Origin of the sequence: Rhodococcus sp. Q (assembly GCF_005503035.1) — a bacterium.
GTDB lineage: Bacteria > Actinomycetota > Actinomycetes > Mycobacteriales > Mycobacteriaceae > Rhodococcus_G.
This window is the reverse complement of the sequence record NZ_SCOY01000062.1, coordinates 1-13,500: the sequence shown is the minus strand read 5'-3', so window position 1 is coordinate 13,500 and position 13,500 is coordinate 1. Positions and strand designations below refer to the sequence as shown.

General features: G+C 69.4%; 12 protein-coding genes. 10 read left to right on the top strand and 2 right to left on the bottom strand.

The window, feature by feature from the left end:
* From FFS72_RS26135 to holA, 3 genes are all read left to right on the top strand, one after another.
* The coding region (locus FFS72_RS26135) for a ComEA family DNA-binding protein (RefSeq protein WP_171018839.1) at window positions 1-502 on the top strand (502 nt) is incomplete at its 5' end.
* A gap of 44 nt (window positions 503-546) precedes the next feature.
* Entirely contained in the window at window positions 547-2,838 is a 2,292-nt protein-coding gene (locus tag FFS72_RS26130; RefSeq protein WP_137876673.1) for a ComEC/Rec2 family competence protein, read from the top strand.
* Entirely contained in the window at window positions 2,835-3,794 is a 960-nt protein-coding gene (gene holA, locus FFS72_RS26125; protein WP_137876672.1) for a DNA polymerase III subunit delta, read from the top strand. The genes FFS72_RS26130 and holA overlap by 4 nt, the downstream gene beginning before the upstream one ends.
* Window positions 3,795-3,932: 138 nt before the next feature.
* Here the strand turns inward: holA and rpsT are convergent, their stop codons facing one another.
* Window positions 3,933-4,193 carry a 30S ribosomal protein S20 gene (gene rpsT, locus FFS72_RS26120; RefSeq protein WP_050067009.1) on the bottom strand — a complete coding sequence of 87 codons (261 nt, stop codon included), beginning with the start codon at window positions 4,191-4,193 and terminating at the stop codon, window positions 3,933-3,935.
* A gap of 214 nt (window positions 4,194-4,407) precedes the next feature.
* Between rpsT and FFS72_RS26115 the strand changes: the two genes are divergently transcribed.
* The 4 genes from FFS72_RS26115 to FFS72_RS26100 are packed head-to-tail and all read left to right on the top strand — an operon-like array spanning window position 4,408 to window position 8,712.
* Window positions 4,408-6,078, top strand: coding sequence for a circularly permuted type 2 ATP-grasp protein (locus FFS72_RS26115; protein WP_137876671.1), 1,671 nt, complete (start codon window positions 4,408-4,410; stop codon window positions 6,076-6,078).
* On the top strand, window positions 6,065-7,042 hold the full coding sequence (locus tag FFS72_RS26110; RefSeq protein WP_137876670.1) for an alpha-E domain-containing protein: 978 nt from the start codon (window positions 6,065-6,067) through the stop codon (window positions 7,040-7,042). Before FFS72_RS26115 ends, FFS72_RS26110 begins: the two co-directional genes overlap by 14 nt.
* Entirely contained in the window at window positions 7,039-7,881 is an 843-nt protein-coding gene (locus FFS72_RS26105; protein ID WP_137876669.1) for a transglutaminase family protein, read from the top strand. The genes FFS72_RS26110 and FFS72_RS26105 overlap by 4 nt, the downstream gene beginning before the upstream one ends.
* A 57-nt stretch (window positions 7,882-7,938) precedes the next feature.
* Window positions 7,939-8,712: an aquaporin gene (locus tag FFS72_RS26100; protein ID WP_137876668.1), complete on the top strand. Its 774-nt coding sequence runs from the start codon at window positions 7,939-7,941 to the stop codon at window positions 8,710-8,712.
* Window positions 8,713-8,772: 60 nt separating this feature from the next.
* Here the strand turns inward: FFS72_RS26100 and FFS72_RS26095 are convergent, their stop codons facing one another.
* Complete coding sequence (locus tag FFS72_RS26095; RefSeq protein WP_137876667.1) at window positions 8,773-9,345, bottom strand: type II toxin-antitoxin system PemK/MazF family toxin; 573 nt, start codon at window positions 9,343-9,345, stop codon at window positions 8,773-8,775.
* 104 nt (window positions 9,346-9,449) lie between these two features.
* Here FFS72_RS26095 and lepA point away from each other — a divergent pair, with 104 nt between their 5' ends.
* From lepA to FFS72_RS26080, 3 genes are all read left to right on the top strand, one after another.
* Window positions 9,450-11,348: a translation elongation factor 4 gene (gene lepA / locus FFS72_RS26090; protein WP_137876666.1), complete on the top strand. Its 1,899-nt coding sequence runs from the start codon at window positions 9,450-9,452 to the stop codon at window positions 11,346-11,348.
* An 81-nt stretch (window positions 11,349-11,429) separates the two neighbouring features.
* The gene (locus tag FFS72_RS26085; RefSeq protein ID WP_137876665.1) at window positions 11,430-12,359 is read left to right on the top strand and encodes an NAD(P)H-dependent flavin oxidoreductase; all 930 of its coding nucleotides are present in this window, start codon (window positions 11,430-11,432) and stop codon (window positions 12,357-12,359) included.
* A gap of 65 nt (window positions 12,360-12,424) precedes the next feature.
* A complete protein-coding gene (locus FFS72_RS26080) occupies window positions 12,425-13,402 on the top strand; it encodes an ABC transporter substrate-binding protein (RefSeq protein WP_137876664.1) in 978 nt (325 codons plus the stop codon).
* Window positions 13,403-13,500: the final 98 nt, after the last annotated feature.

Here is a 13,500-nt window from a genome sequence, read left to right as displayed (position 1 = left end):
CGACACGCCAGCGCCCCCGCCCCCCGCCTCCGACATCGTCGTCAGCGTGGTCGGGCTCGTCCACACGAGTGGCCTCGTCCACCTGCCGGACGGATCGCGGGTCGCCGACGCGCTCGCCGCCGCAGGCGGTGCGAGGGAGGGCGCGGACCTGCTGGGACTCAACCTCGCGCAGCGGCTCGCCGACGGCGACCAAGTGCTCGTCGGCCTGGCACCCGCTCCCGGGTCGGTGCCCGTCGCCGGAAGTGCCACCATCGGCGCGGGTGCTGTCGGTGGGGGCGCGGCCGGAGGTCCGGGTAACGCCACCGGTGGACCGGTCGATCTCAACACCGCAACCGAGCAGCAGCTGGACACCTTGCCCGGAGTCGGGCCGGTCACCGCGACCGCGATCGTCTCGTGGCGCACCGCGAACGGCAGCTTCACCGACGTCGAGCAGCTCGGCGAGGTCGACGGGATCGGTCCTGCGCGACTCGAGAAGCTGCGCACACTCGTGACGGTGCGGTGACGTCGCCGCGGGTCCTGGATCTCCGCCTGCTGCCGTCCGCTGGAATGTCCTGGGCGGCAACCGCTGTCGGGATCGGGCTCGGGTGGCGCGCAGCGGTGTGGTTCGCGGCGGTCGCCCTGGCGGGAGCGGTGGCGGCGGCAGGACTGCGGAAGCGCTCGGCGGCAGCGGCGGGCGCGGTGATCGCGGCACTACTCGTCGGGGCGGGATTCGCCGGCGCCACCGCGCTGCGGGTGCATGCGGTCCGGAGCCATCCCCTCGCCGCGGTCGCGGAGCGCGGCGGGCACCTCACCCTGACCGCGGTCGTCGCCGACGACCCGCGTCCCGTCCGCGGGCCCGCCGGTGGCTCCGTGCTGGTCCGCGTCTCGCTCCGCTCGATGGACACCGCGCGCGGCGCACTCGACGTCGGGGGAGCGGTGCTCGTCTTCGCCCCCATTGACGGCTGGCAGGATCTGCTGCCGGGTCAGCGGGTGCAGTTGCGCGGACGGGTCGGTGAATCGGACCGTGCGGATCTCACCGTCGCGGTGGTCCGGGCGACCGGGCCGCCGACCGAGGTCGGTGATCCGCCCTGGCATCAACGCGCGGCAGGGCACGTGCGAGAACGCTTTGCGGAGGCGGCATCTCGCGCCCTGCCGACCGATGCCGCCGGACTGCTGCCCGGTCTCGTGGTCGGCGACACGTCGAATCTGCCGGAACCCGTGGACGACGACTTCACCGCGGCCGGTCTCAGTCATCTGACGGCGGTGTCCGGCGCCAACATCTCGATCCTGTTGGGGGCGATCCTGCTCCTCACCCGGGCGGCCGCGCTCGGCCCTCGCGCCACGGCGGCCGTCGCCGGCGTCGCGCTCGTCGGCTTCGTCGTCGTGGCCAGGCCGTCCGCGAGCGTGCTGCGGGCCGCCGCGATGGGTGCGGTGGTGCTGCTGGCGATGGTGGTCGGCCGACGCCGTCAGGCCGTGCCCGCACTCGCAGCCTCGGTCGTCGCGCTGCTCGCCTGGTTTCCGGAACTGGCCGTCAGCTACGGTTTCACGCTGTCCGTCGCGGCGACCGCGGCGCTGGTCCTGATCGCGCCGCGCTGGGCGCGGCGGTGGCAACGTCGCGGCTGGCCCCGCGCCGTGGCCGAAGCGGTCGCGGTGGCCGTCGCCGCCCACGTCGTCACCGTGCCGATCGTGGCGGCGATGTCGGGGACGGTCAGCATGGTCGCCGTCGCCGCGAATCTGCTTGTCGCCCCGGTGATCGCGCCGGTCACGGTGATCGGGGCCGTGGCCGCGGCGGGCGCGACGGCCTGGGTCCCGCTCGGCGAGGTCGTCGCACTCGCGACCGGCCCGCCGCTGTGGTGGTTGCTGAGAGTGGCGCGTGAAGCCGCGGAGGTCCCGGGAGCGTCGGTGGTCGTACCGTCGGGGGCATTCGGCTTCGCGATCCTCACCGTCACGGCCGCAGCGGCAGTCACGGCGGTCGCGGTGCGTCGGCTTCGGATCGTGGCGATCGCCGTCGTGATCGGGTTGGCCGTCGCCTGGATACCGCTCCGGATGCTGATGCCGGGCTGGCCGGTCGCGGACTGGGTTCTGGTGGCGTGCGATGTCGGGCAGGGTGACGCACTCGTGCTCGACGCGGGCGACGGGTCGGCGGTCGTCGTCGACGCCGGTCCCGCATCGCGGCCGGTGGACGGCTGCCTGGACCGGCTGGGGGTGCGGTCGGTCAGGGCCGTCGTACTGACTCATCTGCACGCCGACCACGTCGACGGGCTGCCGGGCGTCCTGCACGGGCGATCGGTCGGGCAGATCGTGACCGGGCCGATGCGGCTGCCGACGCAGGCGTACGAGCAGGTGCGGGCGCTGGCGGCCGGTGCGGGCGTGCCGCTCACGTCTGTCCACGCCGGGCAGGCGCTGACGGTCGGCACGCTGACGTTGCGCGTCCTCGGTCCGACGCTTCCCGCCCCGAGCGATCCCGACGACGCCGATGACGCGGCCAACGACCAGTCGTTGGTGCTGACGGTCGACACGGTTGCGGGACGCATCCTGCTGACCGGCGACGTCGAGGCGGCAGGGCAGCGGGACCTCATCCGCGACGGGGTTCCGCTCACCGCGGACGTTCTCAAACTGCCGCATCACGGTTCGCGGACGACCGCGCCGGAGTTCCTCCGCGCGGTCGGGGCGAGGTTGGTCGTCGTGTCGGTCGGTGCGGGCAACACCTTCGGGCATCCCAACCCCGACATCCTCCGGACACTGCGGGAGACGGGTGCGACGGTCGCGCGGACGGACCTCGGCGGCGACATCGCGGTGAGCCGCGCCGGCGGTGGCGGTGTGGCCGTGACGTACCGGCGTGGGACGATCGTGCGGTGAGTCAGACCGCGCAGTTGCATCTCGTCCTCGGCGACGAGGAATTCCTCGTCGAGCGGGCCGTCGCGTCCGTCGTCGCGACGGTGAGGGGAGCATCCGATAACCCGACGGATGTTCCGGTGGAGAGGCTGCGCACCGGCGACGCCACCCCGGCCGAACTGGCCGAACTGCTCAGCCCGTCGCTGTTCGCCGAGGACAAGGTGATCGTCCTCGAAGCCGCGGCCGAGGCGGGAAAGGACGCCGTCGCACTCGTTCAGGACGCGGCCGCGGCCCCGCCGGACGGGTTCACCCTCGTCGTCCTTCATTCCGGCGGCGGCCGTGCGAAGGCGATGGTCGGCGTCCTGCAGAAGTCGGGGGCGCAGGTGCACGAATGCGCCAAGCTCAAGGCGTCCGAACGCGTCGACTTCGTCCGCGGAGAGTTCCGGGCAGCCGGCGCCCGGGTGTCACCCGAGGTGATCGAGACGATCCTCGACGCGGTCGGCTCCGACCTGCGCGAACTCGCGGCGGCGTGTTCGCAGCTGGTCGCTGACACGGGCGGACGCATCGACGCTGCCGCGGTGCACCGGTACTACTCGGGCAAAGCGGAGGTGTCCGGATTCGACGTCGCGGAGCTCGCGGTGGCAGGCAACCGGCCCGGAGCGCTCGAGGCACTGCGATGGGCGATGCTGCGCGGTGTCCCGCACGTCCTGCTCGCCGATGCGCTGGCTGATGCCGTGCACACCATCGCGCGCGTGGACTCCGCGGGACGCGGCGACCCGTTCAAGATGGCGTCGGGGCTCGGCATGGCGCCGTGGAAGGTGAAGAAGGCGCAGGCGCAGGCCCGGGGATGGAGTCCCGAGACCCTGGGCGTCGCGCTGCGGGTGGTCGCGCAACTCAACGCGGACGTGAAGGGCGGGGCCGCGGACGCGGACTACGCGGTCGAATATGCCGTGGGGCGGGTAGCCGAACTGCGGTCGTGAGCACGTGTCCCGGGCGCAACCGTTCCCGGGAACGCGAAAGACCGCCCGGTCGAATGACCTGGGCGGTCTCCAGCGATGACGTGAGTCGGGCGGCAGAGCCGCCAGCCGAGTGACGGCCGAGCCGTCACACGGGGTGCGTCAGAGCTTGTTGGCGGCGAGGGCGAGCGCCGACTTCTTGTTGGCGGCCTGGTTGGCGTGGATGACGCCCTTGCTGGCTGCCTTGTCGAGCTTGCGGCTGGCGGAGACGAGGAGCTCGCTGGCCTTGTCCTTGTCGCCCGCGGCAGCTGCCTCGCGGAAGGAGCGGATGGCGGTGCGCAGCGAGGACTTCACCGACTGGTTGCGCAGTCGCTGACGCTCGTTGGTCTGGATCCGCTTCACCTGGGACTTGATGTTGGCCACGCGTAAAATCCTGTCGTCTTCGCTGGTTTCTGGTTGAGAAAGCTTTGGGTGCACTTAGGCACCGACAGGCCACTGTACCAGTGGCCGAGGTGCCGTCCCAAACCGGCGTGTGCGATCACGCATCGGAAACGGAGAAACACAGTTGTTTCGCCGCGCTCATCTCCCCTTTACCGTACGTGATGCCGCGGTGACACGGGTGCCGGACCATGAGCCGATGAACGCTCGAGCCGCCACACGAACCGCGCCCGGTCAGTCGGAGGGCGAGGTCTTCGACGGGTACGCCGACATCGGTCGCTACGCCCTCGCGCACGACGAAATGTTCGCTGCCGACGGCACCGTTCGAGAACCGTACGAGGGGATCTTCGCGGCGCTCGCGCCTGCCAACGCCAGCGACCTGGCCGCCCGAGCGGAGGCGTTGGCCCGGGCATTCGTCGACCAGGGTGTGACGTTCTCGCTCTCCGGGCAGGAGCGACCGTTTCCGCTCGACCTCGTCCCGAGGGTGATCGGAGAGCAGGAGTGGACCGGACTCGAGCTCGGCATCGCCCAACGTGTCCGCGCGCTCGAGATGTTCCTCGCCGACGTGTACGGCGACCAGGAGATCCTCCGCGATCGGGTGGTCCCGAAGCGGCTGGTGACGTCCTGCGACCACTTCCACAGGGAAGCGATGGGCATCGTGCCGCCGAACGGGGTCCGGATCCACGTCGCCGGGATCGACGTGATTCGGGACGCCAACGGCACCTTCCGGGTGCTCGAGGACAACCTTCGCTCCCCGTCGGGTGTCTCCTACGTGATGGAGAACCGGCGCACCATGGCGCGAGTCTTTCCCGACCTGTTCTCCTCGCATCGGGTGCGGGCGGTGGGCGACTACGCCGCGCACCTGCTCCGGGCGCTGAGGTCGTCGGCCGCGGTGAACACCGCCGACCCGACCGTGGTCGTACTCACCCCCGGTATCGCGAACTCCGCCTACTTCGAGCACTCCCTGCTGGCCCGGCAGATGGGCGTCGAACTCGTCGAGGGCAGGGACCTGTTCTGCCGGGACAACGTCGTCTACATGCGCACGACGGAGGGGGAGCGGCAGGTCGACGTCGTCTACCGACGCATCGACGACGAGTTCCTCGACCCGATGCACTTCCGGCCCGACTCGGTGCTCGGCGTCGCCGGGCTGCTCAACGCGGCCCGTGCCGGCAACGTGGTCATCTCCAGCGCCGTGGGAAACGGGGTGGGCGACGACAAGCTCGTGTACACCTACGTCCCCGCGATCATCGAGTACTACCTGGGCGAGAAGCCGTTGCTCGAGAACGTCGACACCTTCCGTTGCTGGCTGCCCGACGAATGCGAGCAGGTCCTCGACATGCTCGACGACCTGGTGATCAAGCCGGTGGAGGGTTCGGGTGGGTACGGAATCGTGTTCGGTCCGGATGCCTCACCCAAGGAACTCGCCGAGATCGGCGCGAAGATTCGCGCCGATCCTCGCGGCTGGATCGCGCAGCCGGTCGTGCAGCTGTCGACCGTCCCCACCAAGGTCGGCGACGTCCTCTCGCCACGTCACGTCGACCTCCGCCCCTTCGCGGTGAACGACGGCGACAGCGTCTGGGTGCTGCCCGGTGGACTGACGCGCGTCGCACTCCCCGAGGGGTCGCTCGTCGTCAACTCCAGTCAGGGCGGTGGCAGCAAGGACACGTGGGTCCTCGCCAGCCGCGTCCCCGACGCCGAACGGGAACTGGGCGGCGGGGAACTCGTCGGCGAGCCGGTCCGCCCCGGGCACAGCGAACTCGGTCCCGAACTGTCCACCGGACAGCAGCAACAACAACAGCAGCAGCAGAACGGGCGATGGCAACCCGCCATCGACGGGCCGCAGGAGGGGGACGCCGATGCTCGCGCGTAACGCGGAGTCGCTGTACTGGATCGGCCGCTACGTCGAGCGGGCCGATGACACCGCCCGCATCCTCGACGTCGCGGTCCATCAACTGTTCGAGGACTCGACGGTCGACCCGGACCGGTCGTCCCGGCTGCTGCTGCGGGTGCTCGGCATCGACCCGCCGGACGGTCCGTTGGACGTCTGGTCGCTGACCGATGCCGTTGCGTTCAGTCGCAGCCGCGGCGGATCGATCGTCGACTCCCTGTCACGTGCCCGCGAAAATGCCAGGGGTGCAAGGGAAGTCACGTCCACCGAGATGTGGGAGTGCCTCAACACCACGTACAACGGTCTGGCCGAACGAGTGAGGGCCGCGCGCCGCCTCGGTCCGCACGAGTTCTTCAGCTACGTCGAGACCCGAGCCGCGATGTTCGCCGGCCTCGCCGACTCCACACTCAGTCGCGACGACGGATACCGGTTCCTGCTCCTCGGCTGCTCCGTCGAACGAGTGGACATGCTCGTCCGGCTGCTGCTCTCGCGTGCGGGCGACCGCAACAGCTCGCCCGCATGGGTGACCGTGCTGCGTTCCGCCGGCGCGCAGGACACCTACCTGCGCACGTACCGCGGTGCACTCGACGCCCACCGGGTCGTCGAGTTCATCCTCCTCGACCGGCTGTTCCCCAGGTCGGTGTTCCACGCGATCAGGCAGGCGGAACAGTGTCTCGACCAACTGGACATCAACCCGAGCAGTCGCGTCGGTATCCGTGCGGAGGCGCAGCGCATCGTAGGAAGGGCGCGAAGCGAACTCGAGTTCCTGCCCCCGGTGGTGGTGATGGAGGACCTGCAGCAGCGACTCCTCGCGCTGCAGAAGACGTGCCGCGACCTCCAGGAAGCGATCGCGCAACAGTACTTTCACTCCGCCCCGTGGGTGGCGTGGACCGATGCGGGGACCGGCGGAGTCGGGGTGCCCGCGGGAATGGAGGGTGACGCGTGACCTGGCGGCTTCGGGTGATCCACACGACCGGTTTCGCATACGACGCGCCGGTGACGTCGTCGTTCAACGAGGCGCGGTTGACACCGCGCAGCGACGGGCGGCAGAACGTCATCCACAACCGCGTGGAGACGACGCCTGCGACGCGGGCGTACCGGTACACGGACTACTGGGGTACGACAGTGACCTCGTTCGATCTGCACGCGCCGCACACCGCGCTCTCGGTCACCGGATCGTCGGTCGTCGAGACCGAGGCGGTCGCCGTCCCGACCGACGGCGTCGGCTGGGACACGCTGGCCGACGAGAACATTCGCGACCAGTACGGCGAGTACCTGACCGGGACCGACTACGTGCCGGTCAGTGACCGGTTCGACGAGATCGCGCGGCAGCTTCGGCGGGACAGCAGTCCGGCGGATGCCGTTGTCGCGGCGTCGAACTGGGTGCACGAGAACATGTCGTACGTGCCGGGTGCGACGGGAGTGCGCACCTCGGCTCTCGAGGCGTGGGAGGAGCGGCGCGGCGTGTGCCAGGACTACGCCCACCTCACCCGAATGTTGTTGCGGGCTATGGGAATTCCGAGTCGATATGTCTCCGGCTACCTACATCCGCACCGTGAAGCGGAACTCGGCGAGTCCGTCAGCGGCGAGTCGCACGCGTGGGTGCAGGCGTGGACGGGGTCGTGGTGGGGGTACGACCCGACCAACGCGGTTCCGGTCGGCGAGCAACATGTTTCCGTCGCCGTGGGCCGGGACTACGCGGACGTACCGCCGTTGAAGGGCATCTACTCGGGCGGCGGATCCACCGACTTCGATGTCGTTGTGGAGATCATTCGGCTCGCGTAGCGTGCTGTTCGCGAGCGTTCCTCCCAGTATGTCGTCCTCGACGCAGATAGGTGGCACATGACTCTCACAGCACAGGAAATCTCCGAGCAGCAGTCCGTATCGGACGCCAGGAAGTACCTAGCCGAGGGTATCGGCACCTTCATCCTCGTCTTCGTCGCCGTCGGTACCGCAGTCGTGGCGGGCGATCGGGTCGGGAATCTGGGCGTCGCATTGGCCTTCGGCCTGACGCTGTTGATTCTCGTGTACGCCATCGGACCCATCTCCGGGTGCCATGTGAACCCCGCCGTCACGTTCGGCCAGTTGGTGATCGGTCGCATTCCGCCCGCGAAGGCGGTCGCGTACATGGCCGCGCAGGTGGTCGGCGGACTTGCGGCCGGGCTCTCCGTGTTCGCCATTGCCAGCAGTTTGCCGTCGTACGACCGCGCGGCCTCCGGCCTCGGCGCGAACGGATGGGGCGACCACAGCCCGTCCGCCATCGCGGGCCCCCTCGGCGGTGTGCTGCAGCCCGGCTACGGTTTCGGCGCGATGATCGTCATCGAGATCCTGCTCACCGCGCTGCTGGTCTTCGTGGTGCTCGCCTCGACCGACCGCCTCTCCCACATTCCGCTGGCAGGCGTCGCGATCGGTTTCACACTCGCCGCGATCCACATCATGTCGATTCCGGTGGACAACACGTCCGTCAACCCGGCTCGCAGCTTCGCGGTCGCCTGGTACCAGAACGGAGCGCCCGCACAGCTGTGGGCGTTCATCCTGTTCCCCCTGGTCGGCGGGGCCGTCGGCGCGTTCGCCTATCGCGGTCTCTTCGGTCGCCTCGAGCGCGTCGACGCCTGACCCCGAATGAGGGGAACCCGTGACCGGTCCGACCGGTCACGGGTTCCCCTCACCCGAACATCAGCTCCAGCTGTAGTCGCTGCGCAGACGCGTGGCGACCTGATCGAACCGGGCGCGGTCGAGGATCGCGCCCTCCCTGCGGATACCGGACTCCGGCACATCGAGCACCCGGTCCAGTCGCACCCAGCTCGGCCGGTTCCCGCCGTCCCACGAACCCGCGCCGATACCCAGCCAGTTCCGGCTGCCCTCGCGCTCCGCGTTCGACGACAGCATCAGGCCGAGCAGCGTCGCGCCGTCGCGTCCGACCACCAGCACCGGACGGTCCTTGCCCTGTCCCGCGTCCTCCTCGTACGTCACCCACGTCCACACGATTTCCCCGGGGTCGGCGCGGCCGTCCAGGTCGGGTGCGTACTCGACGGTGCGGGCGCGGTGCGCTGTGGGGACGGCAGTCGACGACACCGGCCTGCCCCGGTCGCGGGGCTTCGGCCCGGGCACTTCGTGCGTCGTGCCTGCGTCCGCCGTCTTCTTCCCGGGCAGAATGCCCGACTGCTGCAACCCCTTGAGAATTCTCGGGCCCTCCCGCAACGCGATGTCGCCGAGTTGTCTGCCTAACTGTGTCCACCTCGAAGCCATGCCCCCAACCTAGTCAGTCGTCGCGTGCATCTCGGGGCCGAACCTGCCCTGAGCGGGGCCGAACCTTCGGTGGGCGGTGCCTGGCATATTCTTCTGGGTAGTGACTGCGGCCCGACTCGAGCCGCCGCCGACTTCAGGAGCACACCATCAGCACCTTCGCGGACACGACGTTCACGGATCCGGCCCGGATCCGGAACTTCTGCATCATCGCCCACATCGACCACGGCAAGTCGACGCTGGCCGACCGGATGTTGCAGCTGACCGGTGTCGTCGAGGAGCGGGCGATGCGCGCGCAGTACCTCGACCGGATGGACATCGAGCGCGAACGCGGCATCACGATCAAGGCCCAGAACGTGCGGCTGCCGTGGGTCGTCGAGCACGAGGACGGCACCAAGGAAGAGATCGTCCTGCACCTGATCGACACCCCCGGTCACGTCGACTTCACCTACGAGGTGTCGCGCGCGCTCGAGGCCTGCGAGGGTGCGGTGCTCCTCGTCGATGCCGCTCAGGGCATCGAGGCGCAGACACTCGCGAACCTGTACCTGGCGATGGAGAAGGACCTCACCATCATCCCGGTGCTCAACAAGATCGACCTGCCTGCCGCCGACCCCGACCGGTACGCCGCGGAGATCGCGCACATCGTCGGCTGCGAGCCGGAGGACGTGCTGCGGGTGTCCGGCAAGACCGGTGTCGGCGTCAAGGAACTGCTCGACGAGGTCGTCAAGCAGGTTCCGGCGCCGGTCGGCGACGCCGACGGCCCGGCGCGCGCGATGATCTTCGACTCCGTGTACGACGCCTACCGCGGCGTGGTCACCTACGTGCGCGTGGTGGACGGCAAGATCCGCCCCCGCGAGAAGATCACGATGATGTCGACCGGCACCACCCACGAACTGCTCGAGGTGGGCATCATCTCGCCCGAACCCAAGGCCACCGTCGGCCTCGGCGTCGGAGAGGTCGGCTACCTCATCACCGGCGTGAAGGACGTCCGTCAGTCCCGGGTCGGCGACACCGTGACCACCTTCCGCAACGGTGCGACCGAGCCGCTGACCGGCTACCGCGACCCGAAGCCGATGGTCTACTCCGGCCTGTACCCGATGGACGGCTCCGACTACCCGGTGCTCCGCGACGCGCTCGACAAGCTGCGCCTCAACGACGCCGCGCTGGCCTACGAGCCGGAAACCTCGGTGGCGCTGGGCTTCGGCTTCCGCTGCGGCTTCCTCGGCCTGCTGCACATGGAGATCACCCGCGACCGCCTCGAGCGTGAGTTCGGCCTCGACCTCATCTCCACCGCACCGAACGTCGTCTACCGCGTGATCATGGAGGACGGCTCCGAGCACGAGGTGACCAACCCGTCGTACTGGCCCGAGGGCAAGGTGCGCGAGGTGTACGAGCCGATGGCCAAGTGCACCGTCATCGCGCCGAGCGAGTACACCGGCGCGATCATGGAGCTCTGCCAGTCCCGCCGCGGCGAACTCGGTGGCATGGACTACCTGTCGGAGACGCGTGTCGAACTGCGCTACACGCTGCCGATGGGCGAGATCATGTTCGACTTCTTCGACGCCCTCAAGTCGCGGACGAAGGGCTACGCCAGCCTCGACTACGAGGAGGCGGGCGAACAGGACGCGGCGCTGGTGAAGGTGGACATCCTGCTGCAGGGCGAGGCCGTCGACGCGTTCAGTGCCATCGTGCACAAGGACGCCGCGTTCGCCTACGGCAACAAGATGACCACCAAGCTGCGTGAGCTCATCCCGCGCCAGCAGTTCGAGGTTCCGATCCAGGCTGCGATCGGCTCGAAGATCATCGCCCGCGAGAACATCCGCGCGATCCGCAAGGACGTCCTCGCCAAGTGCTACGGCGGCGACATCAGCCGTAAGCGCAAGCTGCTCGAGAAGCAGAAGGAAGGCAAGAAGCGGATGAAGACCATCGGCCGGGTCGAGGTCCCGCAGGAGGCCTTCGTCGCGGCGCTGTCGAACGAGTCGGTGGCGGACAAGCCCAAGAAGTAGGCGTTCCGCCCGTCAGTGCCTCCGGCCCGCACCAGGACCGGAAGCACTGACGGGGGGCGGCGCCGCAGGAAAGGACGCGGTGTGCTCGAGACCTGGTTGACGGAGACGTTGGGACTCGAGGTGCCGATCCTCGGCGCTCCGATGGGTGGACGTGCCGGAGGCGAACTCGCAGGCGAGGTGTCGAAGGCGGGTGGCCTCGGCATGCTGGGCGCCGCCCGCTACAACTCGCCGGACTGGGTCGCGTCCGAGGCAGCGGTTGCCCGCGAACGCGGCGGCCGCATCGGCATCGGGTTGATGACGTGGTCCCTCGACACCGACGACAGCCTCCTCGACGCCGCGATTGCCGAGAAGCCGACGCTGCTCTCGCTCTCGTTCGGCGATCCGGCACCGTACGTGCCGCGCGCGCACGCCGCCGGGATTCCCGTCGCGTCGCAGGTGAACACCCTCGACGACATGCGGGTGGCGGAGCGTGCGGGGGTCGACGTGATCATCGCGCAGGGCGGTGAGGCAGGCGGACACACCGGTCGCATCGGGACGCTGCCGTTGCTGCAGGAGCTGCTGGACGCCACCGATCTTCCCGTGCTCGCGGCGGGGGGAATCGGAACCGGTCGCGGTCTCGCGGCCGTGCTCGCGGCGGGTGCGCAGGGCGCGCTGATCGGGACCGCGCTGCTGGCCAGCCCCGAGACCGTCGGCCCCGACTACGCGCGGACCGCGGTCGTCGACGCCGGCAGCGCCGACACCGTGTACACGGCAGTGTTCGACCGCGCTCGCAACCAGCCGTGGCCGTCGCGGTGGGGCGGTCGCGCGATCGTCAACGACTTCACCCGCGACTTCCACGACGTCGACGCCCCGGACTCGCAGTTGGAGCAGACCTACGATCCCGCCGACCCTCGTCGCGGCGTCGTGTATGCGGGGGAGGCGGTTGGTCTGGTGCACGGGGAGCGGCCCGCGGGTGAGATCGTCAGGCGGATCGCTGCCGATGCCGAGCGATTGCTGTCCCGCTGGGCGTAACGAAGCTCTGGCGACAACCGGGCGTCCGTGCAAAGGTTAGCCTTCACTAATTTTGGAGGTGCTTTGTGCGTGCACTCAAGACCGTCGCGGTGGCAGCGCTCGGAACGATGACGTTGCTCGTCGCGAGTTGTGGCGAGGACGCCGCAGCGGATTCTGCGGATCGCACTACCGCGGTCGAGCACACGTACGGGACCACCACCATCGACGGCACGCCGACGCGGATCGTCGCCGGAACCAGCCAGTGGGTCGACGCGCTGCTCGAATTCGGAGTCCAGCCGGTCGCGTACCACTCCGGCGCCGACCGGGGTGACGAGCGCGGCCTGTTCCCGTGGCAGTCCGACGTCGCCGCGGACGCGGTGGAACTCGAGGCGTCGGCCTCGACGATGAGCCTGCCGGTCGAGCAGATCGCCGCCCAGACCCCGGACCTGATTCTCGGCTCCTACACCGTCACCACCCGGTCGGACTTCGACAAGCTGAGTCAGATTGCTCCGACCGTCCCCGCACTCGGCGACGCACAGGTCGACGAGTGGGAGGACCAGGTCACCGTGCTCGGGGAGATCCTCGGTCAACAGGACCGCGCGAACGAGATCATCACCGAGGCCAACGCCGACATCGACGCGCTCGCGGACCGCCTCCCCGGGCTGCAGGGCAAGACCGCAGCACTCGCCCAGTACATGTTCTCCACCAACCAGATCATCGTCGTCGCGGATCCCGACGATGGCGCGAGCAGCGTGTTCGAACGGCTCGGTATGTCCGTGCCGCGGGCGCTCGTCGACGAAGCGGGCGCGACCGGTGGCCGCCTCACCCTCAGCCCCGAGCGGGTCGACGCCCTGACCGCGGACCTCGTCGTGATGCTGCCGAACGGCGGCAGCGCAGAGCAGTTGAACGCGCTGCCCGGCTTCGTGGATCTTCCCGCCGTGCGCGAGGGCGGACTCGCCGTCGTCGACTATCCGACCGTGGTCGGGTTCAACACCCCGTCTGCGACCTCGGTGCGGTACTCCCTCGATCGGATCACCCCGCAGCTCGAGGCTGTCGCGAACTGACCGAGTCGCCCCGAAGCTCGACCGAACGCCGCATTGGTCAGGTGCCGGGGGTGGGGGCTTGCGCTCTTATACACATCTCCGACCCCACGACACAAAGG